The following is a 22962-nucleotide window of genomic DNA, read 5'->3' on the forward strand; positions in this document are numbered from 1 at the left end:
CAGCACGAGGTGGTTACGCGGGAACGCTGGCCACGCCCTGCGCGAGGAACTTCTTGCCGATGACCCGCTCGCTGACGCCGGCCCGGTCCAGGTACGGCGTGATGCCGCCCAGGTGGAAGGGCCAGCCCGCGCCGGTGATCAGGCACAGGTCGATGTCCTGCGCCTCGGCGACGACGCCCTCGTCGAGCATGAGCCCGATCTCCTGCGCCACGGCGTCGAGCACGCGGTCGCGGGTCTGCTCCTCGGTCAGGACGGAGTCGCCCTGCTTGAGGAGGGCGGCGACCTCGGGGTCCAGCTCCGGCTTGCCGGAGTCGTACACGTAGAAGCCGCGCTTGCCGGCCTTGACGACGGCAGCGAGGTTCGGGGAGACGGTGAAGCGCTCCGGGAAGGCGCGGTTCAGGGTCTCGGAGACGTGCAGACCGATGGCGGGACCGACCAGCTCGAGCAGAACCAGCGGCGACATCGGCAGACCGAGCGGCTCGACGGCCTTCTCGGCGACGGCGACCGGGGTGCCCTCGTCGATGACGTTCTGGATCTCGCCCATGAAGCGGGTGAGGATGCGGTTCACGACGAACGCCGGGGCGTCCTTGACCAGAACGGCGGTCTTCTTCAGCTTCTTGGCGACACCGAAGGCCGTGGCCAGCGAGGCGTCGTCGGTCTGCTCGCCGCGGACGATCTCCAGGAGCGGGAGGATCGCGACCGGGTTGAAGAAGTGGAAGCCGACGACCCGCTCGGGGTGCTTGAGCTTCGACGCCATCTCGCTCACCGACAGCGAGGAGGTGTTGGTGGCGAGGATGGCGTGCGCCGGAGCGACGGCCTCCACCTCCGCGAACACCTGCTGCTTGACGCCGATCTCCTCGAAGACGGCCTCGATGATGAAGTCCGCGTCGGAGAAGCCCTCGGCCTTGTCGAGCACACCGGAGACAAGACCCTTGAGGCGGTTGGCCTTGTCCTGGTTGACGCGGCCCTTGAGGAGCAGCTTGTCGATCTCGGCGTGGACGTAGCCCACACCCTTGTCGACGCGCTCCTGGTCGATGTCGGTCAGGACGACCGGCACCTCGAGTCGGCGCAGGAAGAGCAGCGCGAGCTGCGAGGCCATCAGACCGGCGCCGACGACGCCGACCTTGGTGACCGGACGCGCCAGGTTCTTGTCCGGCGCACCGGCCGGACGCTTCGCGCGCTTCTGCACGAGGTTGAACGCGTAGAGCCCGCTGCGCAGTTCGCCGCCCATGATGAGGTCGGCGAGCGCGACGTCCTCGGCGTCGAAGCCCTTCTGCAGGTCGCCGTCCTTGGCGGCCTCGATGATCTCCAGGGCGCGGTAGGCGGCCGGGGCCGCGCCGTGCACCTTGGAGTCGGCGATGCCGCGGCCGCGCGCGACGGCGGCGTCCCAGCCCTCGCCGCGGTCGATCTCGGGGCGCTCCACCGTGAGCGAGCCGTCCAGGACGGAGGCCGTCCAGATCAGCGACTGCTCCAGGAAGTCGGCGCCCTCGAAGAGCGCGTCGGCGATGCCGAGCTCGAAGACCTGCTTGCCCTTGAGCTGGCGGTTCTGGTTCAGCGAGTTCTCGATGATGACCGAGACGGCCTTGTCGGCGCCGATCAGGTTGGGGAGCAGCGCGCAGCCGCCCCAGCCCGGGACCAGGCCGAGGAAGACCTCGGGCAGCGAGAACGCGGGCAGCGCCTTGGAGACGGTGCGGTACGAGCAGTGCAGACCGACCTCGACGCCACCGCCCATCGCGGCACCGTTGTAGTACGCGAAGGACGGCACGGCGAGCCCGGACAGACGCTTGAAGACGTCGTGACCGCTCTTGCCGATGACGAGCGCGTCCTCGTGGCGCTTGAGGATCTCCACGCCCTTGAGGTCGGCGCCGACGGCGAAGATGAACGGCTTGCCGGTGATGCCGACGCCGACGATCGTGCCCTCGGCGGCCTCCTTCTCGACCTGGTCGATGGCGGCGTTCAGGTTCGCCAGCGAGCCGGGGCCGAAGGTGGTCGGCTTGGTGTGGTCGAAGCCGTTGTCGAGCGTGATGAGCGCGAAGCGCCCGGCGCCGGCCGGCAGGTCGAGGTGGCGTACGTGCGCCTGCGTGACGACCTCGTCGGGGAACAGCTCGGCTGCGCCCTTCAGAAGCTCAGCGGTGGTGGGGGTGCTCACTTCTCGCCTCCGGCGTCCTTGTGGTTCGGGTTCTCCCAGATGACCGTGGCGCCCATGCCGAAGCCGACGCACATCGTGGTCAGGCCGTAGCGGACCTCGGGCTGCTCCTCGAACTGCCGCGCCAGCTGCGTCATCAGACGTACGCCGGAGGAGGCGAGGGGGTGGCCGTAGGCGATGGCGCCGCCGTACTGGTTGACGCGCGCGTCGTCGTCGGCGATGCCGTAGTGCTCGAGGAAGGCGAGCACCTGGACGGCGAAGGCCTCATTGATCTCGAAGAGACCGATGTCGGAGATGGACAGGCCCGCCTGGGCGAGCGCCTTCTCCGTGGCCGGGATCGGGCCGTAGCCCATGACCTCGGGCTCGACACCCGTGAAGGCGTACGACACGAGGCGCATCTTCACCGGGAGGTTGTTCTCGCGGGCGAAGTCCTCGGAGGCGATGATCGAGGCGGTGGCGCCGTCGTTCAGGCCCGCGGCGTTGCCGGCGGTGACGCGGCCGTGCGTACGGAACGGCGTCTTGAGGCCCGCGAGGCTCTCCAGGGTCGTACCCGGGCGCATCGGCTCGTCGGTGGTGGCGAGGCCCCAACCGGTCTCACCGGCCTCCGCGTTGGTGCGACGCACCGAGACCGGCACCAGGTCCTGCTGGATCTTGCCGTCGGCGTACGCCTTGGCGGCCTTCTCCTGCGAGCGCACGGCGTACTCGTCGGCGCGCTGCTTGGTGATGGTGGGGTAGCGGTCGTGCAGGTTCTCGGCGGTCATGCCCATGAAGAGGGCGGACTCGTCGACGAGCTTCTCGCTCACGAACCGCGGGTTCGGGTCGACGCCCTCGCCCATGGGGTGGCGGCCCATGTGCTCGACGCCACCGGCGATGACGGCGTCGTACGCGCCGAACGCGATGGAGCCCGCGGTCGCCGTCACGGCGGTCAGGGCGCCCGCACACATGCGGTCGATGGAGTAACCCGGCACGGACTGCGGGAGCCCGGCGAGGATGCCCGCCGTGCGGCCCAGCGTCAGACCCTGGTCGCCGATCTGCGTGGTCGCGGCGATGGCGACCTCGTCGATCTTGGCGGGGTCGAGGGCCGGGTTGCGGCGCAGCAGCTCCCGGATGGCCTTCACGATGAGGTCATCCGCACGGGTCTCGTGGTAGATGCCCTTCGGGCCCGCCTTGCCGAACGGGGTGCGGACGCCATCCACGAAGACGACGTCCCTGACGGTACGAGGCACGATGGCTCTCCTCCAGGGTGCGGGTGCGCCTGCGGCGCGCTTCCGCTTCCCATGCTACTTGTCGGTAACTAGGCTGCCCAGTCCCGCTCCGGGGAGGCGAAGGTCACACTTGGGGTGGGGTGGCTGAATGTCGCTGCGGTGCCCCGGGCGCTGAGCGGCCGTCCCCCTCGCCGGCCGACGCACTCCCGGGCCCCGTGGCGCTCGCCTGCGGGAGTGCCGGAGCGGCGCTGAACAGTGCGAGGACCGCGGTGTGGACCTGGTCGGCGACCGCCTGGGGGGTGGCGGCGTCGAACTTGCCGTCCAGGTGCAGGAACGCCAGGCCGTGGGCGAGCGCCCACACCGATGTCCACAGGGCGTCCGGGTCGGCGCCGGGGAAGGTGCGGCGGACGATGTCGCGGACGTACTCCGCGATGGCCGCGGTCGCGGCGATCCGCTCCTCGTTGGCGGGGTCGCAGGGCTCGGCGAACATCGCCCGGAACAGCGCGGGATGGTCCAGTGCGAAGCGGACGTAGGCGACGGCGACCGCCGAGAGCTCCTCGGGGGTCGCGGGTGAGGGGTGGGCCGCGGCCAGGTGCTCGGTGAGTTCGCGGTAGCCCTCGGCCGCGACTGCGGAGACGAGCGCTTCGCGGTCCGGGAAGTGGCGGTAGGGAGCGGTCGGCGATACGCCCGCGCGCCGCGCGACGGCCCGCATCGACAGGGCGGCGCTGCCGTCCTCCTCCAGTAGTTCGCGTGCGGCACGCAGGCAGGCGGCATGCAGGTCGCCGTGGTGGTACGCGGTTGCCTGTGGCACAGGTCACGCCCTCTCGTGTATGCACTGCTTACATTCTCTGATTAATGTGAGCAGTGCATACACAGTCTACGTGACCGCTCCGAGCGGTCGAGCGAGCAGAGAGGGATTCGGATGACCAGCGAGCTGTTCTCGCCGTTGGCCCTGCGTTCCGGGCAGGTGCTGGGCAATCGGATCGCGAAGGCGGCCATGGAGGAAAACCTGGCCGACGAAGGGCAGTTGCCCGGCCGGCACCTGTCGGCGCTGTACCGGCGCTGGGCCGCGGGTGGCGCCGGACTGCTGATCACCGGCAATGTCATGGTGCACGCCGAGGCGCTGACCGGACCCGCGGGAGTCGTGCTCGACGAGGCGGCGCCGCTGAAGCCGTTCGCCGAGTGGGCCGAGGCCGGCAAGTCGGGTGGTGGGGCGATCTGGATGCAGCTCAACCATCCCGGCCGCCAAGTGCAGGCCGGTATGCCGGGAGTCGTATGGGGGCCGTCGGACGTGGGCGTCGACCTGGGCCGGCACAGCGGCCGGTTCGGCCGCCCCCTCGCCATGACCCCCGCGCAGATCGACGCGACGGTGACCCGGTTCGCGGTGGCGGCCCACCGCGCCGAGCAGGCGGGCTTCGACGGTGTGGAGGTCCACGCCGCGCACGGCTACCTGCTGTCGCAGTTCCTGTCCCCGCTGGTCAACACGCGCACCGACGCATGGGGCGGGTCGCTGGAGAACCGGGCCCGCATGCTGCTGGACGTCGTCCGTGCCGTGCGTGCCGCCGTCTCGCCGTCGTTCGGGGTCGGGGTGAAGCTCAACTCCGCCGACTTCCAGCGCGGCGGGTTCGACGCCGACGACGCGCGCCAGGTGATCGAGATGCTGGAGCCGCTCGGTGTCGACCTGGTCGAACTGTCCGGCGGCAGCTATGAGAGTCCGGCGATGACCGGCCGCCCCGCGGATGGGCGCACCCGGGCCCGGGAGGCCTACTTCCTCGACCTGGCCAAGGACTTGGTCACGGTGAGCCCGCTGCCCCTGATGCTCACCGGCGGCATCACCCGCCGCGAGACCGCCGAGGCGGTGCTCGACGGCGGGGTGGCGCTCGTCGGCGTGGGCACCGCCCTCTCCGTCGCCCCTGACCTGCCCGACCGCTGGCGCGGCGGCCGCGAGGCCGACCGGCAACTGCGGCCGGTGACCTGGTCCGACAAGGCCCTCGCCTCGGCCGCCACCATGGCCCAGGTCCGCCACCAGATGCGCCGCGTCGCCCGCGGCAACACCCCCAGGCCCGGCGTCCACCCGGCGCGCGCCCTGCTCTCCGAGCAACTCCAGCAGCGCCGCGCGCTCCGCCGCTACCGCACCTGGCTGACCGCGTCCCGGCGCACCGGCACGACGACGAGCCGGGCGGCCGATTGACCGCCGCGCGCCCGCAAGCCCACCACCGCCCGCGGCGAAGAAGCGGCGCCGACCACCGCAAGGGACGCCTGCCCTGCGCCCCTTCATGGAAGTCGACCGCAATCTCTGCACCGGACAGAACCCCGCCTCCTCCGAACTGCTCGCGAAGCGGCTCGTGGGAGACCTGGACACCACCCGCCCCCCGGGCCGCGGGGTGATCGGGTGGGTGGCAGAGGCCCGGCGTCGGGCCGCGGCTCAGGTGAGAGCCGTGACCAGATCCGGTGTGACCCGGGTGATCTGCCAGGCGCGGGCGCCGTGGGACGCGAGGGCCGCGGCGACCGTGTCCGGGTTCACCTGAGCCGGCGGCTCCCAGCAGACGCGGCGGACCGTGTCCGGAGTGATCAGGTTCTCCTGGGGCATGTTCAGCTCCTCGGCCAGCGCCGAGACCGCCGCGCGGGCGGCGGAGAGGCGGGCCGCTGCCGCAGGGTCGCGGTCCGCCCAGGAGCGCGGCGGCGGCGGGCCCGCGACGGCCTGTCCCGGCTGCGGAAGCTCCGAGTCCGGCAGCGCCTTCGCGCGGTCCACCGCGGACTGCCACTGCTCCAGCTGGCGCCGCCCCATGCGGTGCCCGAACCCGGAGAGCCCGGCCAGCGCGTGCACGTTCGGCGGCAGCGACAGCGCCGCCTCGACGATCGCCGCGTCGCTCAGCACCTTGCCCGGCGACACGTCACGCCGCTGGGCCACCTTGTCGCGCGCGGTCCACAGTTCCCGTACGACCGCCATCTGGCGGCGACGGCGCACCTTGTGCATCCCGGACGTACGCCGCCAGGGATCCTTGCGCGGCGGCGCGGGCGGCGCGGAGGCGATCGCGTCGAACTCCTCGCGGGCCCACTCCAGCTTGCCCTGCCGGTCGAGCTCCTTCTCCAGGGCGTCGCGCAGGTCGACGAGGAGTTCCACGTCCAGCGCCGCATAGCGGAGCCACGGCTCGGGCAGCGGACGCGTGGACCAGTCGACGGCCGAGTGGCCCTTCTCCAGGACGAAGCCGAGCACGCTCTCGACCATCGCGCCGAGGCCGACGCGGGGGAACCCGGCGAGCCGCCCCGCGAGCTCCGTGTCGAAGATGCTGGTCGGGATCATGCCTATTTCGCGGAGGCACGGAAGATCCTGAGTGGCGGCGTGCAGCACCCACTCCACGCCGGAGATCGCCTCGCCGAACCCGGAGAGGTCGGGGCAGGCCACGGGGTCGATCAAGGTGCTGCCCGCGCCTTCGCGGCGCATCTGCACGAGGTAGGCCCGCTGGCCGTACCGGTAGCCGGACGCGCGCTCGGCGTCCACGGCCACGGGGCCGCTGCCTGCGGCGAAAGCGGCGATCACCGCGGCGAGCGCGGCCTCGTCGGCGACCACCGGCGGGATGCCGTCACGGGGCTCCAGCAAAGGGATCGGCAGCCCTTTGGAAGAGAGGCCGTCGTCTTCCGGAGGGCCGCCTCCGGTGGTTCGCAGTGAACTGTCTGCTGCGGTCTCTTGGGCGTCGGTCACCTGTCAAGGGTATCTGTGTATGCACAGCACCCGTCGACGGAACGTTCCGTCGACGGGTGTGCGAGGGGTGTAAATGAGTCAGTGGATGATTCCGGTGCGCAGCGCCACCGCCACCATCCCGGCCCGGTCACCCGTGCCGAGCTTGCGCGCGATACGGGCCAGGTGACTCTTCACGGTCAGGGCGGAGAGCCCCATCGAGACGCCGATGGCCTTGTTCGACTGGCCCTCGGCGACGAGGCGGAGCACCTCCACCTCGCGGCCCGACAGCTCGCGGTAGCCGCCGGGGTGGCTCGGGGTGCCGGGCGGCCGGCGGTGCATTCGGGCGGCGGCCGAGCCGATGGGCGCGGCGCCGGGACGGGTGGGGAGACCGACATTGGTACGGGTACCGGTGACGACATAGCCCTTCACGCCGCCCGCGAGGGCGTTGCGTACGGCACCGATGTCGTCGGCGGCGGAGAGCGCGAGGCCGTTGGGCCAGCCGGCCGCGCGGGTTTCGGACAGGAGCGTCAGGCCGGAGCCGTCGGGGAGGTGGACGTCTGCGACGCAGATGTCACGGGGGTTGCCGATGCGGGGACGAGCCTCCGCGATCGACGAGGCCTCGATCACGTCGCGCACACCGAGCGCCCACAGGTGGCGGGTGACGGTGGAGCGGACACGTGGGTCGGCCACGACGACCATGGCGGTCGGCTTGTTCGGGCGGTAGGCGACCAGGCTTGCGGGCTGCTCGAGGAGAACGGACACCAGGCCTCCTGGGGTGCGGGACGGAACCGGCTCGGGGATGAAGCCGGGACGAACCGTGCTTTCAAGGTCACCCACCTCTTCGGCACCAAACCCGCCCGCCTTTAGGGAATGATCACGATTTGGTGAGTAACAATTCGGACCATTCGGACACATGATCGATCATCCGAAGATCAACCCGAATCGGAGTCCGGCCGGAGTCGTTCAGAAGCGATCCTTGAGGGTGGATCAGAAACGATCCTCAAGGACTCTGTGGGCCCCGTCGCTGCGGCAGCGACACCACCGATCCGTCGCCCTGCGCCGCCGGCGGCAGCCCCGCCACCTGGCAGAGCAGATCGCACCACGCCGCCAGATGCGCCGCCGTGTCCGGCACCCCGCCGAGCCCCTCGCGCGGTGTCCACGAGGCCCGGATCTCGATCTGCGAGGCGGGCGGACGCTGGGCGAGCCCGCCGAAGTAGTGCGACCCGGCGCGCGTGACCGTGCCGCTGGGCGCCCCGCAGAACAGACCGCGCGCCTGCAGCGCACCCGTCAGCCACGACCAGCACACCTCGGGAAGCAGCGGGTCCGCCGCCATCTCCGGCTCCAGCTCCGCGCGCACCAGCGTGACGAGACGGAACGTGCCCTGCCAGGCGTCGTGCCCCGCCGGGTCGTGCAGCAGCACCAGGCGGCCGTCCGCCAGATCGTCGTCGCCGTCGACCACCGCCGCCTCCAGCGCGTACGCGTGCGGGGCGAGGCGCTGCGGCGGCCGCGTCGGGTCGATCTCGATCTCAGGCCGAAGCCGTGCCCCGCGCAGTGCGTCGACCGCCGCGCGGAAGGGCAACGGAGCCGATTCCGCCACCTTCCCCTCCGTACTTTCCATCTCGCCAGCGCCGTCCGACCGTTGTCCCTGAGCCGCAGCCATGCGGGGAAGATTAAGGGGAACGGCGGCTTCGCGCAGGGAGAGACACCCGTGAGAGGGGGCCCGGTCAAGGCAGGGTGTCCCTCGGGGCGGGGGCCGCGCGGGCCCGTGCGAGACTTTGCGCGTGAGTGCCAACAACAGCCCCGCGGGCCAGAAGAACGCAGCGACGTACGACTCAGCCTTCATGAAGGCCTGCCGGCGTGAGGCCGTGCCGCACACGCCGGTCTGGTTCATGCGGCAGGCGGGGCGCTCACTTCCCGAGTACCGCAAGGTGCGCGAGGGCACGGCCATGCTGGAGTCCTGCATGATGCCGGAGCTGGTCACGGAGATCACGCTGCAGCCCGTGCGCCGCCACAAGGTCGACGCCGCGATCTACTTCAGCGACATCGTCGTACCGCTGAAGGCCATCGGCATCGACCTCGACATCAAGCCGGGCATCGGCCCGGTCGTCGCCAACCCGATCCGCTCGCGCGCCGACCTCGCGCAGCTGCGGGACCTGACGCCCGAGGACGTGCACTACGTCACCGAGGCGATCGGCCTGCTCACCGCCGAGCTGGGCTCGACGCCGCTCATCGGATTCGCCGGTGCGCCTTTCACCCTCGCGAGCTACCTGGTCGAGGGCGGTCCGAGCCGTAACCACGAGCACACCAAGGCGCTCATGTACGGCGACCCGGAGCTCTGGGCCGAGCTGCTCGACCGGCTCGCGGAGATCACCGGCGCCTTCCTGAAGGTGCAGATCGAGGCCGGCGCGAGCGCCGTGCAGCTCTTCGACTCGTGGGTGGGCGCGCTGGCCCCCGCCGACTACCGGCGCTCCGTGATGCCCGCGTCGAAGAAGGTGTTCGACGCGGTCGCCTCGTACGGAGTGCCGCGCATCCACTTCGGTGTCGGTACGGGCGAGCTGCTCGGGCTGATGGGCGAGGCGGGCGCGGACGTCGTGGGCGTCGACTGGCGGGTGCCGATGGACGAGGCGGCCCGCAGGGTCGGCCCCGGCAAGGCGCTGCAGGGCAACCTGGACCCGGCGGTCCTCTTCTCCTCGCGCGAGGCGGTCGAGGCCAAGACGGAGGAGGTGCTCGCCGCCGCGTCCGGCCTGGAGGGGCACATCTTCAACCTCGGTCACGGCGTCCTGCCGTCGACGGACCCGGACGCCCTGACGCGGCTCGTGGAGCACGTCCACACGCGCACAAGCGTCTGAAAAGATGTCTGAAAACGGTCCCTGCCCGATCGGGCAGGGACCGTTTCTGTACGAGGGGCCGCTCTGGTCCCCTCCGTACAAGGACGGCTCAGACCCCCGCCGCCCGCACCGCCGCGACCGCCTTGCGGGCCGCCACCAGGACCGGGTCCCACACCGGTGAGAACGGCGGGGCGTACCCGAGGTCGAGCGCGGTCATCTGCTCCACCGTCATCCGCGCCGTCAGCGCCACCGCCGCGATGTCGACGCGCTTGGCGGCGCCCTCGCGGCCCACGATCTGCACGCCGAGCAGCCGCCCCGAGCCCCGCTCGGCGAGCATCTTCACCGTCATCAGGGCGGCGCCGGGGTAGTAGCCCGCGCGGCTCGTCGACTCGATGGTCACCGTCACGTACCGCAGGCCCGCCGCCCGCGCGTCCTTCTCGCGCAGGCCGGTGCGGGCGATCTCCAGGTCGCACACCTTGCTGACGGCCGTGCCGACGACTCCGGGGAAGGTCGCGTAGCTCCCGCCCACGTTCGAGCCGATGACCTGGCCGTGCTTGTTGGCGTGCGTGCCGAGCGCGATGTGCCGCTCGCGGCCCGCGACCAGGTCGAGCACCTCCACGCAGTCGCCGCCCGCCCAGATGTCGTCCTGGCCGCGCACCCGCATCGCGAGGTCCGTGAGCAGCCCGCCGTGCTCGCCGAGGGGGAGGCCCGCCGCACGGGCCAGCTCCGTCTCGGGGCGTACGCCGATGCCGAGCACCACCACGTCCGCCGGATACTCGGCGTCCTCCGTGGCCACCGCCCGCACCCGGCCGTCCTCACCGGTCAGGATCTTGGTGACCTCGGCGCCGTTCACCATCTCGATGCCCAGTCCGGTCATCGCCTCGTGCACCAGGCGGCCCATGTCCGGGTCGAGCGTCGACATCGGCTCGGCGCCCCGGTTCACGACCGTCACCTCGTAGCGCCGCTGGATCAGCGCCTCCGCCATCTCGACGCCGATGTAGCCCGCGCCGATGACCACCGCCCTGCGGCCCGGTGTGTCCGCGAGGGTGTTCAGGAGCGCCTGGCCGTCGTCCAGGGTCTGCACCCCGTGCACGCCGGGCGCGTCGATGCCCGGCAGCGGCGGACGGATCGGCCGCGCGCCGGTGCCGATCACGAGTTTGTCGTACGTGGTCCAGTCCTCGGCCCCCGACTCCAGGTCCCGGGTGCGGACCCGGCGGCCCGCCGGATCGATCTCCGTGACCTCCGTCCGCATCCGCAGGTCGATGTCGCGTGCCCGGTGCTCCTCGGGCGTACGCGCGATCAGCTCGTCCCGCGAAGGGACGTCGCCGCCCACCCAGTAGGGGATGCCGCAGGCCGAGTACGAGGTGAAGTGGCCGCGCTCGAACGCGACGATCTCCAGCTCCTCCGGGCCCTTGAGCCTGCGTGCCTGCGACGCGGCGGACATGCCCGCCGCGTCGCCCCCGATGACCACCAGTCGCTCTCTCGCGCTACTCCTCATGTGCACACGCTACGGCGCGCGGTCAGTTGACGGCGGGTCAGTCGTCGTCGCCCTCCGAGGCCGGTGCCGGTGCCGGAGACTGTGCCGCCGGTGTCACCGCGGGGCGGCGCGGCAGCCGGGGCCGCAGCAGCCGCTGCCACAGCACGAGCAGCAGCGCCGCCACCGCCACGAACGGCAGGACCGCGCCGAGCGCGACCGCCAGCCAGCGCAGCATCGTCACGAAGGCGTCCCAGCCGCCGGACAGCGCGTCCACGAACGTCGGATCGTCGTCGTCCCCGGCGCCCGCCTTCTGGGCGGTCTCACTGAGCGACAGCGTGATCGTCGACATGCTCGTCCGGTCCTTCAGCGAGGCCTGCTGTGCGAGCAGCGACTCCAGCTCCGCCTGCCGGCTGCTCAACTCCCCTTCCAGGGTGACCACATCGCTCAGCTTCGTCGCCTTGTCCATCAGCTCCCGCACCCGCGCCACGCTCGCCCGCTGCGACTTGACGCGGCTCTCGACGTCCACGACCTGGTCCGTGACGTCCTGCGCCTTGGCGTTCCGCTCGATCAGCTTCCCTGTCCCCTCAAGGGACTTGAGGACATCCTCGTACCTGTCCTGCGGGACCCGCAGGACGATGCGGGAGCGCTCGTGGCCGCGCCCGTCGCGGTCCGTCGTCTCGTCGCCGACGACACCGCCCGCGTCCGTGGCCGCCGCCCGCGCCTCGTCGAGCGCCTTCGGTACGTCCTTGACCCGGACGGTCAGCGTCGCGGTGCGGATGATGTGCGTGCCGGTGAGCTTCGGAGGCTTCTTGGCGCCGGACTTGTCCGCCTGCCCGCCGCCCACCCCCTTGCCGTCCGACGCCGCCGCCTCGTCCCGGGCGGCACCGCCCGCCGCCTTGTCGCCGCCGTCGTCGTCGCCGGACGCGCTGCACCCGGCGAGCGCGAGGGCGAGGGCGATCAGGAGGGCCGAGAGCGCCCGGACGGCGCGATGCCTGGACGTGCTGGACGTGTGCATGTCGACGTACCCCCGAGGGTCGTGGTGACTGTTGCTCCTTTGACGCCGGAGGGGACCGGAACGATGGTTGCCGACCGGTCCCGATGGGGTCACGGTCGGGACTCGCGCGGCTCGTAGAGTGGGGGGCATGCGCGAAACGGACACACGTACGGGTACGGGCCATGTCGTCGTCATCGGAGGCGGGATCGCCGGTCTCGCCGCCGCCCACCGATTGCTCGGCACCGGAGCCCGCGTGACCGTCCTGGAGGCCTCCGGCCGGCTCGGCGGCAAGCTGCTCCCCGGCGAGATCGAGGGCGTCCGCGTCGACCTCGGCGCCGAGTCGCTGCTGGCCCGCCGCCCGGAGGCCGTGGCCCTCGCCCGCGAGGTGGGCCTCGCCGACCGCCTTCAGTCGCCCGCGACCGCGACCGCCGCGATCTGGACCCGCGGCGCCCTGCGCCCGATGCCCAAGGGCCACGTCATGGGCGTGCCAGGCGACGCCTCCGCGCTCGCCGGGGTGCTCTCCGACGAAGGACTGCACCGCATCGAGCAGGACCGCGAGCTTCCGGCCACCGACGTCGGCGACGACGTGGCGGTCGGCGAGTATGTCGCCGCGCGCCTCGGCCGCGAGGTCGTCGACCGCCTCGTGGAGCCGCTCCTGGGCGGGGTCTACGCCGGGGACGCCTACCGCATCTCGATGCGCTCGGCCGTACCGCAGCTCTTCGAGGCGGCCCGCCGCCATGCCTCGCTCACCGAGGGCGTACGCGAGATCCAGGCGCGCGCCGCGAAGAACCAGCAGACCGGACCCGTGTTCATGGGCATCGAGGGGGGTGTCGGCACGCTGCCGCTCGCCGTCGCGGACTCGGTGCGGGCGCGGGGCGGCGAGATCCGGATGGAGGCAGCGGTCACCGAGCTGCGGCGCGCCGAGGACGGCTGGCGCGTCGTCGTGGGGGACGAGGTCATCGCCGCCGACGGCGTGATCGTCGCCGTGCCCGCGTACGCCGCCGCCGCGCTCCTCGGCGTCGAGGCCCCCGCTGCCGCCGCCGAGCTGGCCGCCGTCGAATACGCCTCCATGGCCCTGATGACGCTCGCCTACCGCCGCAGCGAAATCGACCTCCCCGAAGGCAGCGGTTTTCTCGTGCCGCCCGTCGACGGGCACACGATCAAGGCGTCCACCTTCGCCTCGCGCAAATGGGGCTGGATCGCGGACGAGGACCCCGGTCTGCTGGTCCTGCGCACCTCAGTGGGCCGCTACGGAGAGAGCGCCGTCCTGGAGCGGGACGACACCGAGCTCGTCGAGCTGTCCCGGCGGGACCTGCGCGCCGCCACCGGCCTGGCCGCCGCCCCCGTCGCCACCCGCGTCAACCGCTGGCACGACGGACTCCCGCAGTACCCCGTCGGCCACCACGCGCGCGTGGCCCGCGTCCGCGAACACGTGGCCAAGCTGCCCGGCCTCGCCGTGTGCGGAGCGGCGTACGACGGAGTGGGCGTCCCCGCGTGCATCGCGAGCGCGTACGCCGCGGTGGACCAGCTGGGCGGCGATCTTGCGGGGGTGGACGAGCTGACCCGCAACCCGGTGCAGAGTCTGCACGGCGGCGGAGGAGAATAGAGCCATGAGTGACGACGCCCCCGCCAAGACCCCCAACGCCGGCAAGAAGGCCAAGGACCTCAACGAGGTCATCCGCTACACGCTGTGGTCCGTCTTCAAGCTGCGCGATGTGCTGCCCGAGGACCGGAGCGGCTACGCCGACGAGGTCCAGGAGCTGTTCGACCAGCTCGCCGCCAAGGACATCACCGTCCGCGGCACGTACGACGTGTCGGGGCTCCGCGCCGACGCCGACATCATGATCTGGTGGCACGCGGAGACGAGCGACGAGCTCCAGGAGGCCTACAACCTCTTCCGCCGCACCAAGCTGGGCCGCACCCTGGAGCCGGTCTGGTCGAACATGGCGCTGCACCGCCCCGCCGAGTTCAACAAGTCGCACATCCCGGCCTTCCTGGCCGACGAGACGCCGCGCAACTACGTCAGCGTCTACCCCTTCGTGCGCTCCTACGACTGGTACCTGCTGCCCGACGAGGACCGTCGCCGCATGCTCAAGGACCACGGCATGATGGCCCGCGGCTACCCCGACGTGCGCGCCAACACCGTCGCCTCCTTCTCGCTCGGCGACTACGAGTGGATGCTGGCCTTCGAGGCCGACGAGCTGTACCGCATCGTCGACCTGATGCGTCACCTGCGCGCTTCCGAGGCCCGGATGCACGTCCGCGAAGAGGTGCCGTTCTACACCGGTCGCCGCAAGTCCGTGGCGGACCTGGTGGCGGGTCTCGCCTGAGCCGAGCCCGCCACCGCCGTGGGCTAGGGCCTGTCCGGCGGATCTTGCCTGGGACGCGGTGGTCTGGCACGCGCGTCTGCGGCGTTGTCGTCAGTTGCCGACGCTCCGCGCCGCCGCCCACAGGAGTCGGCCAGATCCGCCGGACGGGCCCTAACGCTCCCTGGGCAGTGCCGCCGCCCGCTCGCCGGACAGCGGCTCGGGCTCCTTGTGCGGTGCGCACGCCGCGCGCCGCACGGGGAGCCTGCCCTCCAGGAGGTAGGCCTCCAGGTGCCCGTTGACGCATGGGTTGGGGCCGCCCGCGATGCCGTGCGTGCCCGCCTCCCGTTCGGTCACCAGGACCGAACCCTTCAGCCTGCGGTTCAGCTCCCGCGCTCCCTCGTACGGCGTCGCCGCGTCCCGCTCGGCGGCCAGGATCAGTGTCGGGGGCAGCTCGCCCTCGCTGGTGCGGACGTCCACCGGGCGCTGCCGGGGCGCCGGCCAGTACGCGCAGGGCAGGTTCATCCAGACGTTGTCCCACGTCTCGAACGGCGCGAGGCGCGCGAGGCGTGAGTTGTCGCGGTTCCAGGTCTTGAAGTCCGTCGGCCACGTCGCGTCGTTGCACTCGACGGCCGTGTAGACCGCGTTGCCGTTCTCCTGCTCCTTCGCCGCCTTCGGCTCGGGCGACGCCTGCTCGATCAGCTGCTTCGGGTCGCCCTTCAGATACGCGGAGAGCGCCGATGCGCGGGACGGCCAGTAGTCGTCGTAGTACCCGGCCTGGAGATACGACGACTGCAGCTGGCCGGGGCCGACCTTGCCGCCCGCGGGCTTCTTTGCCAGCTCGGCGCGGACCTTCTCGTAGTTGTCGAGGACTTCCTGCGGCGTCTTGCCCAGGTGGTACGTCTTGTCGTGCTTGGCCACCCAGGCGCGGAAGTCGCCCCAGCGCTGCTCGAACGCCGCCGACTGGTCGAGGTTGTTGTGGTACCAGATCTGCGCCGGGTCGGGGTTGACCGCGGAGTCGAAGACCATGCGGCGTACGTGCGAGGGGAAGAGCGAGGCGTACACGGCGCCGTAGTAGGTGCCGTACGAAGCACCCATGAAGGTCAGCTTCCGCTCGCCGAGCGCGGCCCGCAGCACCTCCAGGTCACGGGCGTTGTTGATGCTGTTGAAGTGCCGCAGCCCCGCGCCCGAGCGCTTGGCGCAGCCCTGCGCGTAGGCCTTCGCCTCCGCGACCCGCTTCAGCTTGTACGCGGCGTCCGGGTGGGTCGGCGACTCGGTGGGCGCCTTGCCGTGGTCCTTCGGGTCCTGGCAGGAGATCGGCGCCGAGCGGCCGACACCGCGCGGGGCGTAGCCGACGAGGTCGTACGCGGCGGCGATGCGCTTCCACTCCGGCATCATCCCGACCACCGGGAAGTACATGCCGGAGCCGCCGGGGCCGCCGGGGTTGAAGACGAGCGCGCCCTGGCGCTTCACCCCCTTCGCGCGGCCCGCCGCCTTCTGGGTCGCCTTGACGCGACTGACCGTCAGCTTGATCTGCTTGCCGTCCGGTTCGGCGTAGTCGAGCGGCACGGTGACGGTGCCGCAGCGGACGGACGGCGGCAGGCCCTCCGCTTCGGCGCAGGCGCCGAAGCGGATGCCGGCCGCCTTGGCGCGCCGGGCGGCGACGACGGTGCCGTGCGCCTGGGGGTAGGGGGAGGTGACGTGGGGAGAGGTGCCGGCCGCGGACGCGCTTCCCGTGGGGGCGGCGACGAGTGCGGTCAGGACCAAGGATCCGGCGGTTCCGTAGAGGGCGGCTGCTGCTCTCATCGCTCTTCTGCATCCCTTCATTCGGCCGTGCGTTGATCGAAGTGATCGAACAACGAGCGTTGATCGAACAAAAGGGATGATTCGTTCGGTAATTGGCGAAGTAAAGCACCGGCCCGGCGGTGTCGGCTCAATGCCCCCGATGCGCCGTATCCCGGTGCGCGAACGCGGCCCGCAGCTCCGGGTCGGCCAGCGCGCGGGTGCCGCGCACGGCGACCGCGGCGAGATCGCCGCCGCGCGCCGGCAGCGCACCCAGCAGTCGCTGCCCGGCGGGCGAGGCCCAGCGGGGGTAGGGGTGGATCTCGAAGCGGGCCACGGCGAGACAGGCCAGGTCGACCACGAGGGGCAGCGCGAACCACACCGGCACGGGCACATCCGGGGCGTCCGCCTGCTGAGTGGGCATCAGGACCGCGGTGGTGCCGAGCGCGACCACCGCCACGGCCGTCGCCCACACCTGCCGGACCGCTCCCGCCGCCCCCGACCAGGTGCCGTCCGGCAGTGCGAGCCCCGCCGCGACCAGCCGGTCCGCCAGGGCACGCATCGCCTCGGTGGCGGCTGTCGCCTTGCGCACCGGCGCTATCGGCGACTGCCCCGCGGGCCCTATCGCGTCGAGCACGCACCGCTCCAGGTCGTCGCCGCCCACCGGGTCGACCACCGTGGCCCAGCCGGTGCGGGCGAGCAGCAGCCGCCGGGCGCGGGCCATCGACACCAGGGTGAGGTCGGTGACGCGGGCCGGGCCGCCGGAGAGGAACGCGGCCTCGTACAGCGTCAGTTCACGGCCGTGCTCCGCGGCCGCGTCGCGCGGGGCGGTGCGGTACGCGACGAGGCAGAGCCGGGCACAGGACAGGGCCGACACGGCGCAGGCCAGCAGAAGCAGGGGGAGCCAGAACATGCCGGTGTTCTATGCGAGGGGGCGGGATCGCGCCACGCCTTATTCACCATGCGGACGCCGGGTGGCCTGCTACCTGCCCTTCTTGTCCCCCTTTTCATCCTTGCTCCCCTTGCTCCCCTTGTCCTCCTTGTTCTTCTCCTTGGAACTCGACGGCTCCGGGGGCTTCGTCGGCTTGGGGCGGGACGCCGGTGGTGGCAGCGGGAACGTGGGCGAGGGGGAGACCGGGGTGGCCGGGGACGGGGAGTCCGTCGGGCCCGGCGGGGCGGGGGAGCGGGTCACCGGGTCGGGGCGGGTCCGCGCGGAGTCCCGCGCCAGATCGTCGAAGTCGACCAGGCCCGTCCCTTCGAGCACCGTGATGTGGTCGAGGACGGTCGTGTTCGCGTCGTCCGCGAGCGCGCGCACCAGCGAGTTCCGGGTGGTCGCACGGACCTCGGCGACCACCGAGAAGACCTTGCCGTGCGCGGCGCGCAGGATGTTCGCGAATCTCTCGTCGTACGTCCCGCCGCGCGCGTCGCTCAGTTCGTCGAGCCAGTCGCGCTGCTGCGAGGTCGGCTGGTTGGGCAGTTCGAGGTCGAGCCGCGCCGCCACCTCGCGCACCCGCGCGTCCAGGAACGTGTGCCCCTCGACGAGATGCTCGCCCGCGGTCTGTACGGCCTTGGTGGTGCCGCGCTCCTCAGCCTGCTGCCCCGCGGGCAGTTCCCACAGGCCCGCGAGCCGGACCTTGGTGATGAAGTCGCGGTCGAGCGCGGAGAGCGGGCCGAAGTCGGTCGACACGGTCTCCGCGTCGAGTCTGTCCAGGGCGGTGCCCGAGCGGTCCTCGTACGACCAGAGGGGGAAGAGCAGCGCGGCCAGGGTCGCGACGAGCCCCGCGACGATCAGGCCGGTGCCGTTGATGGATCGCATGACGCCTCCTGTTGCGGCACCGCACGCCAGGCCCTGCCCGGCGGATCTTGCCTGGGACGCGGTGGTCTGGCACGCACATCTGCGGCGTTGTCGTCGGTTGCCGGCGCTCCGCGTCGCCGCCTTCCTCCGCCTTGCAGCTGCACGCACCAGACCACCGCTCACCGGCATCGAGCGGGCAACGCCCCGCAAAGGCGGCCAGATCCGCCGGACAGACCCTAGTGCGCCGCGAGGAGGCTCTTTCGGGATACGCCACCGAGTACGTCAACTGCCGTACGGGTAAGGGGTATCGCGGGCGGGCGTGTGCCGTGCCCGTGGTGGCGGGTCAGAAGCCGCCGCCTCCGCCACCTCCGCCGCCGCCCCCGCCGCACGAGGAACCGCCGCCGCCCCCGCCGCCTCCGCCGCACGACGACCCGCCGCCGCCCCCGCCGGAGCTTCCGCAGCTGCTGCCCCCGCATGCCGAGCCGCCGCCCCCGCCGCCTCCGCCGCCGCACCACGCGGGGCTCGCCGAGCACACGAACACCGAGCCGCCGGAAGGCGACGACGAAGCAGTGGTGGAGGTGGTCGTCGTCCGGCCCGGCCGGATCCGGTGCGCGGCGATCAGCTGGGACCGCAGCTCGGGGTCGAGCACGCCGTTGAGGCCGTTGAACGCCACCCGGTGCGCCGCGTCGAACGCGTGCGCGTGGTGGTGGCGGTACTCGCCGAGCGCGCCCCTGCCCTTGCCGGTGATCCGGCTGCCGGCGGTCCTCGCGCAGATCGAGGCCGTGATGCTGCCGACGACGAACCCCGCGAACAGCGGGATCATCGAACCGGTCACCGAGTCGCCCGAAGCGCCGTTGCCCGCCCCGGCGTAGGCGATGATCGCGGTGGAGAAGAACCCCGCGAACGTCACCACGTAATGCAGCCTCGCCCGGACCCGCCACCGGGCCAGCGCCTCGGGCCGCACCATCAGACCGCGCGCGGCCAGCGTGTCGCCGAGCGCCTGCACGGCGGGGCTGCGCATCACCCCGATCCGCAGCCAGTGCAGGGCGCCGCTGGGCGCCGCGGCATGGGCCTGGAGCACCGCGCCCTCCACCGCGTTGCGGGCCTCCGCGCGCTGGATGCCCACGATGCCGGGTCCCGCGACGACCAGGCGGCCGTCCTCGTGCAGGGCGGTGATCGCGGCGTCGGCGACCCTGCCGGGCCCGCCCGCGAGGAACGCGGCCTCCAAGGGGTCGTACACGGCTGCGTACCGGGCGTCCGGCTGCCGGACGCCGGACTGCAACGCCGAGACGAGGCCGACGGAGACCACCGTCGACGAGGCCGCGACGAGGACGAAGTAGATGATCGTCAGGACTTCCACGGCACTCTCCTGCTCCCCGTTTATGCCTTATCCCTGTCTATCCCTGTCTATCTCCGTCTATCCCCGTCGCAGCGCGAACCGCGCCGCCCGCAGCCAGCGCGTGACCGGGCGCCCGTCCAGCGGCGCGGGCCCCGACCGCTCCAGCCACCACTGGGTCAGCCGCCCGCGCACCTCCGAGTCCTCCGGCCGCCCGGCGAGCAGCAGCCGCTCGGCGAAGTCCAGGGCGTCGCGCCGGTATCCGGCCGTCATCGGGCGGGCCTGCGCGTACGCGACGAACTCCGCGCGGAACGCCTTGCCGAGGATCTCCGGCAGCTCCGGGGCGACCTTGGCCACGACGTCGGCCCGCTTGCCGAGCAGCGCCCGGCTCTGCACCGCGAGCCGCGTGCGGTCGAAGCCTTCCGGTACGGGCGTGCCCGCCACCAGGGCGGACAGGAGTGCGGTCTGGGCCAGGGCGAGGCGCTGGCGGGCACCGTCGTTCGGGGCGGGGACCTCAAGGGCGTCGGGGATGTCGGGCAGGCCACTCGCCGCCGCGTCGCCGCCCGCCGCCGCAGCCCCGCCCGCGACCGTCTCCCTGATCGCGTCCAGCTCCCGCTCCAGCTCCGCGGGCTCGGGGAAGTTCTCGTCGCGTTCGAGGAGTACGCCGGGCGGACGCACCCGCGAGGTCAGGTCGGCCAGGATCGCGAGGACCGGCTCGGGGACCGGGTGGGCGTGGCTGTCGTGCCAGACGCCGTCGCGCTCGAAGCCGCCCGCGACATGGACGTACGCGATGGCCTCGACCGGCAGCTCGTCCAGTGCCTTGGCCGGGTCCTCGCCGCGGTTGACATGGTTGGTGTGCAGGTTGGCGACGTCGATGAGAAGGCGGACCCCGGTGCGCTCGACGAGTTCGTAGAGGAACTGGCCCTCCGTCATCTCCTCGCCGGGCCAGTTGACCAGCGCCGCGATGTTCTCCACCGCGAGCGGTACGGGCAGCGCGTCCTGGGCGATGCGGACGTTCTCGCACAGCACGTCCAGGGCGTCGCGGGTACGCGGCACCGGCAGCAGATGGCCCGCCTCCAGCGGCTGCGAGGCGGTCAGCGGGCCACCGGCGCGTACGAACGCGATGTGCTCGGTGACGAGCGGCGAACCGAGGGCCTCCGCGCGCTCGGCGAGCGCCGTAAGGCGGCCCTCGTCCGGGCGGTCCGCGCCGCCGAGGCCGAGCGAGACGCCGTGCGGCACCACGGTCACGCCGCGCTCGCGCAGCCGGAGCAGGGAGTCGGGGATGTGCCCCGGACACAGGTTCTCCGCCACGGCCTCGACCCAGTCGATGCCGGGCATCCGTTCCACGGCGTCCGCGATCTCCGGACGCCACCCGATTCCGGTTCCCAGGTGCTTCATTCTCCCCCTCCTCCGCCATGACCCCGCGTCGTGGTCGATCCACCCGACCCGTCGTGATCGTGTGTCGGAGTCATGACCCCGACAGCCGTGGGCGAACCCCTGGAGAGGGACGTTCAGAGCTACATTTGAGGTTCCGGCCGGTCCGTGTTGACCTCTCCCGGCGGCGCGGGCGACGGCTCGGACGTGGTCGAGATGTCACCCGTGGGACCCGCCGGGGGCGCCTCGGGCGGCAGCTGGCCGGAGGGCGGGGGAGGCCCGCTGGGGCTGGCGGTCGCGGTGGCAGCGCCGCCGTTCGCGATGTCGTCGAAGTCGACGAGTCCGGTCGCCTCCAGCATGGTGATGTGGTCGAGGACCGTCTGATTGGAGTCCGTGGCCAGCTGCCGGATCAGCGAGTTGCGGGTGCTGTCGCGGACCTGGGCGATCACGCTGAACACCTTGCCGTGCGAGACGCGCAGCAGATTCGCGAACTTCCGCTGGTACGTCTCCCCGCTGGCCTCGGTCAACTCCTGGAGCCAGCCCTGCTGTTCGGCCGTCGGCTGGTTCGGCAGCTCCACTCCGAGCTGGCCCGCGACGGCGCGTACCCGCTTGTCGAGGTCGGTGTGGCCGACGATCAGATGGTCGCCTGCCTCCTTGATCGCCTCGGTCGGCGCGCGCTCGACGGCCTGCTGGCCCGCCGGTATCTCCCAGAGCCCGGCGAGCCGCACCTTCACCAGCAGATCGCGGTCGGCCGCCGAGAGCGGGCCCCACTGGGTGGCCACCGAGCCGGCGGCGAGATTGGCGGGCCCCGTGCCCGAGCGGTCGGCGTAGGACCACATGGGGAACGCGAGCGCGCCCAGTGTGGCCACGAGTGCCGCGATGATCAGAGCCGTGCCGTTGATGCGCCGCAATGTGCCGTGCCTCCCGTGCCCGTTCAGCCTGCCGTGGAGGGCAAGCTACTTCCTGGTACCGGGAGGTACGGAAGAGGCGTGCGTGATGTTCAACGGGCGGGCCGCCGGGGTGAACGTCCCAGCAGGGTCAGCATCTCCTCCATCGGCGACGCGTCGGCCGGTGCCGGGAGCACCGGCGCGAACGCGGCGCCGGGGCCCCGCCGTCCGGGATCCGCGGGCACCTTGCGGGCGACGTCGAGCGCGGCCCGGACCACCGGTTCCGGCAGGTCGACCCCGGTGCCGAGGGTGGTCGCCACGTCCCAGGAGTGCACCACGTAGTCGAGCAGATGGAAGCCGACCGCGAGGTGCCCGGTGAACGTCCCGCCCAGCTCGGGCAGCGCGAACCCGCGCTCCTCGACGCCCTCTTCGGCGAACGCGGCCAGCACGTGCCGCACCGACTCCTCGTACAGCTGGAGCGGCCTGCGCGTGAGATCCGGCTCGATCCAGTACGTACGGTCGTCACCGGCGCCCCGCGCCGCCGCCGCGAAGCCGTGGTGCTGCGCGGTCATGTGCGCCACGAGCGTGCGCAGCGTCCAGCCGGCGCAGGGCGAGGGCCGCTCCCAGTCGGCGTCCCCGGCGGTCCGCAGGAGGCGCAGGGACTCCTGGACGGCGGTGCGGTCGAGCGCGACGAAGTCGGTCATGAGGTGCCCTCCGGGGTGTGAACGGCCGGGGTCGGCCAGGGAGTCGCGCCGGTCAGCAGGGTGTGGGCGGCGGCCCACACGGCGTCCGTGTCGAGCAGGTCCACCGGCCAGGCGGTGGCGCGCAGCGTGCCCCGGTCCCGGTGCGAGCGGACGGTCCGCATGTGGTCCGGGCGCCCGACGAAGCCGTACAGGGACCGCTCGTCGGCCCACACCGAGACGGAGCCCGAGCGTCTGCGCGGCGGATCGGCCCAGAGCCACATCCCGACGGCGCCGGGAGTCGTCGGCCAGCTCCGGCGCAGGCGCAGCCCTGCCAGGGCGATCGGGAGGAACTGGCGGTGGCCGTCGGCGGTGAACTCGGTGACGCTCACCAGGGCCGGGTCGGGGGTGTGCGCTTCGGGGCCGGGCTGCCAGGACGTACGGAAGATGGGTGGAGGCATGGAGCGAGC

Annotated in this window: 20 protein-coding genes; 4 read left to right on the forward strand and 16 right to left on the reverse strand. The window is 72.2% G+C overall.

The window, feature by feature from the left end; translation table 11 throughout:
- Nucleotides 1–13 precede the first annotated feature (13 nt).
- From ACIBKX_RS39475 to ACIBKX_RS39485, 3 genes are all read right to left on the reverse strand, one after another.
- Nucleotides 14–2149: a 3-hydroxyacyl-CoA dehydrogenase NAD-binding domain-containing protein gene (locus ACIBKX_RS39475; protein ID WP_363276674.1), complete on the reverse strand. Its 2136-nt coding sequence runs from the start codon at nucleotides 2147–2149 to the stop codon at nucleotides 14–16.
- Nucleotides 2146–3372, reverse strand: a complete 1227-nt coding sequence (locus ACIBKX_RS39480; protein WP_363276673.1) for an acetyl-CoA C-acyltransferase — start codon at nucleotides 3370–3372, stop codon at nucleotides 2146–2148. Before ACIBKX_RS39480 ends, ACIBKX_RS39475 begins: the two co-directional genes overlap by 4 nt.
- A 103-nt stretch (nucleotides 3373–3475) precedes the next feature.
- Complete coding sequence (locus ACIBKX_RS39485; RefSeq protein WP_363276672.1) at nucleotides 3476–4162, reverse strand: TetR/AcrR family transcriptional regulator; 687 nt, start codon at nucleotides 4160–4162, stop codon at nucleotides 3476–3478.
- 111 nt (nucleotides 4163–4273) lie between these two features.
- Here ACIBKX_RS39485 and ACIBKX_RS39490 point away from each other — a divergent pair, with 111 nt between their 5' ends.
- Complete coding sequence (locus ACIBKX_RS39490; protein ID WP_363276671.1) at nucleotides 4274–5542, forward strand: NADH:flavin oxidoreductase/NADH oxidase family protein; 1269 nt, start codon at nucleotides 4274–4276, stop codon at nucleotides 5540–5542.
- 234 nt (nucleotides 5543–5776) lie between these two features.
- On the opposite strand, the gene ACIBKX_RS39495 is transcribed toward ACIBKX_RS39490, so the two are convergent.
- The 3 genes from ACIBKX_RS39495 to ACIBKX_RS39505 all read right to left on the reverse strand — a co-directional run bounded on the left by ACIBKX_RS39495 (nucleotide 5777) and on the right by ACIBKX_RS39505 (nucleotide 8693).
- Nucleotides 5777–7054: a ribonuclease D gene (locus ACIBKX_RS39495; RefSeq protein WP_363276670.1), complete on the reverse strand. Its 1278-nt coding sequence runs from the start codon at nucleotides 7052–7054 to the stop codon at nucleotides 5777–5779.
- 78 nt (nucleotides 7055–7132) lie between these two features.
- On the reverse strand, nucleotides 7133–7795 hold the full coding sequence (locus ACIBKX_RS39500) for a response regulator transcription factor (RefSeq protein WP_016643199.1): 663 nt from the start codon (nucleotides 7793–7795) through the stop codon (nucleotides 7133–7135).
- A gap of 238 nt (nucleotides 7796–8033) precedes the next feature.
- Nucleotides 8034–8693 carry a DUF3000 domain-containing protein gene (locus ACIBKX_RS39505; protein WP_363276669.1) on the reverse strand — a complete coding sequence of 220 codons (660 nt, stop codon included), beginning with the start codon at nucleotides 8691–8693 and terminating at the stop codon, nucleotides 8034–8036.
- A 121-nt stretch (nucleotides 8694–8814) separates the two neighbouring features.
- On the opposite strand from ACIBKX_RS39505, the gene hemE reads away from it, so the two are divergent.
- Nucleotides 8815–9882 (forward strand): uroporphyrinogen decarboxylase, encoded by a 1068-nt coding sequence (gene hemE / locus ACIBKX_RS39510; RefSeq protein WP_363276668.1) that lies wholly within the window; start codon nucleotides 8815–8817, stop codon nucleotides 9880–9882.
- An 88-nt stretch (nucleotides 9883–9970) separates the two neighbouring features.
- Here the strand turns inward: hemE and ACIBKX_RS39515 are convergent, their stop codons facing one another.
- Together ACIBKX_RS39515 and ACIBKX_RS39520 are read right to left on the reverse strand one after the other, a co-directional pair.
- Nucleotides 9971–11359 carry an FAD-dependent oxidoreductase gene (locus ACIBKX_RS39515; protein ID WP_363276667.1) on the reverse strand — a complete coding sequence of 463 codons (1389 nt, stop codon included), beginning with the start codon at nucleotides 11357–11359 and terminating at the stop codon, nucleotides 9971–9973.
- 37 nt (nucleotides 11360–11396) lie between these two features.
- Complete coding sequence (locus tag ACIBKX_RS39520) at nucleotides 11397–12353, reverse strand: DUF4349 domain-containing protein (protein ID WP_363276666.1); 957 nt, start codon at nucleotides 12351–12353, stop codon at nucleotides 11397–11399.
- 127 nt (nucleotides 12354–12480) lie between these two features.
- Between ACIBKX_RS39520 and hemG the strand changes: the two genes are divergently transcribed.
- Nucleotides 12481–13938, forward strand: coding sequence for a protoporphyrinogen oxidase (hemG, locus tag ACIBKX_RS39525; protein WP_363276665.1), 1458 nt, complete (start codon nucleotides 12481–12483; stop codon nucleotides 13936–13938).
- A gap of 4 nt (nucleotides 13939–13942) precedes the next feature.
- Nucleotides 13943–14662, forward strand: a complete 720-nt coding sequence (gene hemQ / locus ACIBKX_RS39530) for a hydrogen peroxide-dependent heme synthase (protein WP_363276664.1) — start codon at nucleotides 13943–13945, stop codon at nucleotides 14660–14662.
- A gap of 150 nt (nucleotides 14663–14812) precedes the next feature.
- Here the strand turns inward: hemQ and ACIBKX_RS39535 are convergent, their stop codons facing one another.
- The 8 genes from ACIBKX_RS39535 to ACIBKX_RS39570 form a co-directional block, all read right to left on the reverse strand.
- Nucleotides 14813–16444, reverse strand: coding sequence for an alpha/beta hydrolase (locus ACIBKX_RS39535; RefSeq protein WP_363276663.1), 1632 nt, complete (start codon nucleotides 16442–16444; stop codon nucleotides 14813–14815).
- 127 nt (nucleotides 16445–16571) lie between these two features.
- On the reverse strand, nucleotides 16572–17333 hold the full coding sequence (locus tag ACIBKX_RS39540) for a TIGR04222 domain-containing membrane protein (RefSeq protein ID WP_363276662.1): 762 nt from the start codon (nucleotides 17331–17333) through the stop codon (nucleotides 16572–16574).
- Between the two features lie 69 nt (nucleotides 17334–17402).
- Complete coding sequence (locus tag ACIBKX_RS39545) at nucleotides 17403–18236, reverse strand: DUF4142 domain-containing protein (RefSeq protein ID WP_363276661.1); 834 nt, start codon at nucleotides 18234–18236, stop codon at nucleotides 17403–17405.
- 322 nt (nucleotides 18237–18558) lie between these two features.
- Entirely contained in the window at nucleotides 18559–19575 is a 1017-nt protein-coding gene (locus tag ACIBKX_RS39550; RefSeq protein ID WP_363276660.1) for a TIGR04222 domain-containing membrane protein, read from the reverse strand.
- A 57-nt stretch (nucleotides 19576–19632) separates the two neighbouring features.
- Nucleotides 19633–20949, reverse strand: coding sequence for a DUF692 domain-containing protein (locus tag ACIBKX_RS39555; protein WP_363276659.1), 1317 nt, complete (start codon nucleotides 20947–20949; stop codon nucleotides 19633–19635).
- Between the two features lie 119 nt (nucleotides 20950–21068).
- Complete coding sequence (locus ACIBKX_RS39560; RefSeq protein WP_363276658.1) at nucleotides 21069–21836, reverse strand: DUF4142 domain-containing protein; 768 nt, start codon at nucleotides 21834–21836, stop codon at nucleotides 21069–21071.
- An 89-nt stretch (nucleotides 21837–21925) separates the two neighbouring features.
- Nucleotides 21926–22516, reverse strand: coding sequence for a TIGR03086 family metal-binding protein (locus ACIBKX_RS39565; protein ID WP_363276657.1), 591 nt, complete (start codon nucleotides 22514–22516; stop codon nucleotides 21926–21928).
- Nucleotides 22513–22953, reverse strand: a complete 441-nt coding sequence (locus ACIBKX_RS39570; protein ID WP_363276656.1) for a hypothetical protein — start codon at nucleotides 22951–22953, stop codon at nucleotides 22513–22515. Before ACIBKX_RS39570 ends, ACIBKX_RS39565 begins: the two co-directional genes overlap by 4 nt.
- Nucleotides 22954–22962 lie beyond the last annotated feature (9 nt).

The sequence above is a fragment of the Streptomyces sp. NPDC050658 genome (assembly GCF_044457025.1).
GTDB lineage: Bacteria > Actinomycetota > Actinomycetes > Streptomycetales > Streptomycetaceae > Streptomyces.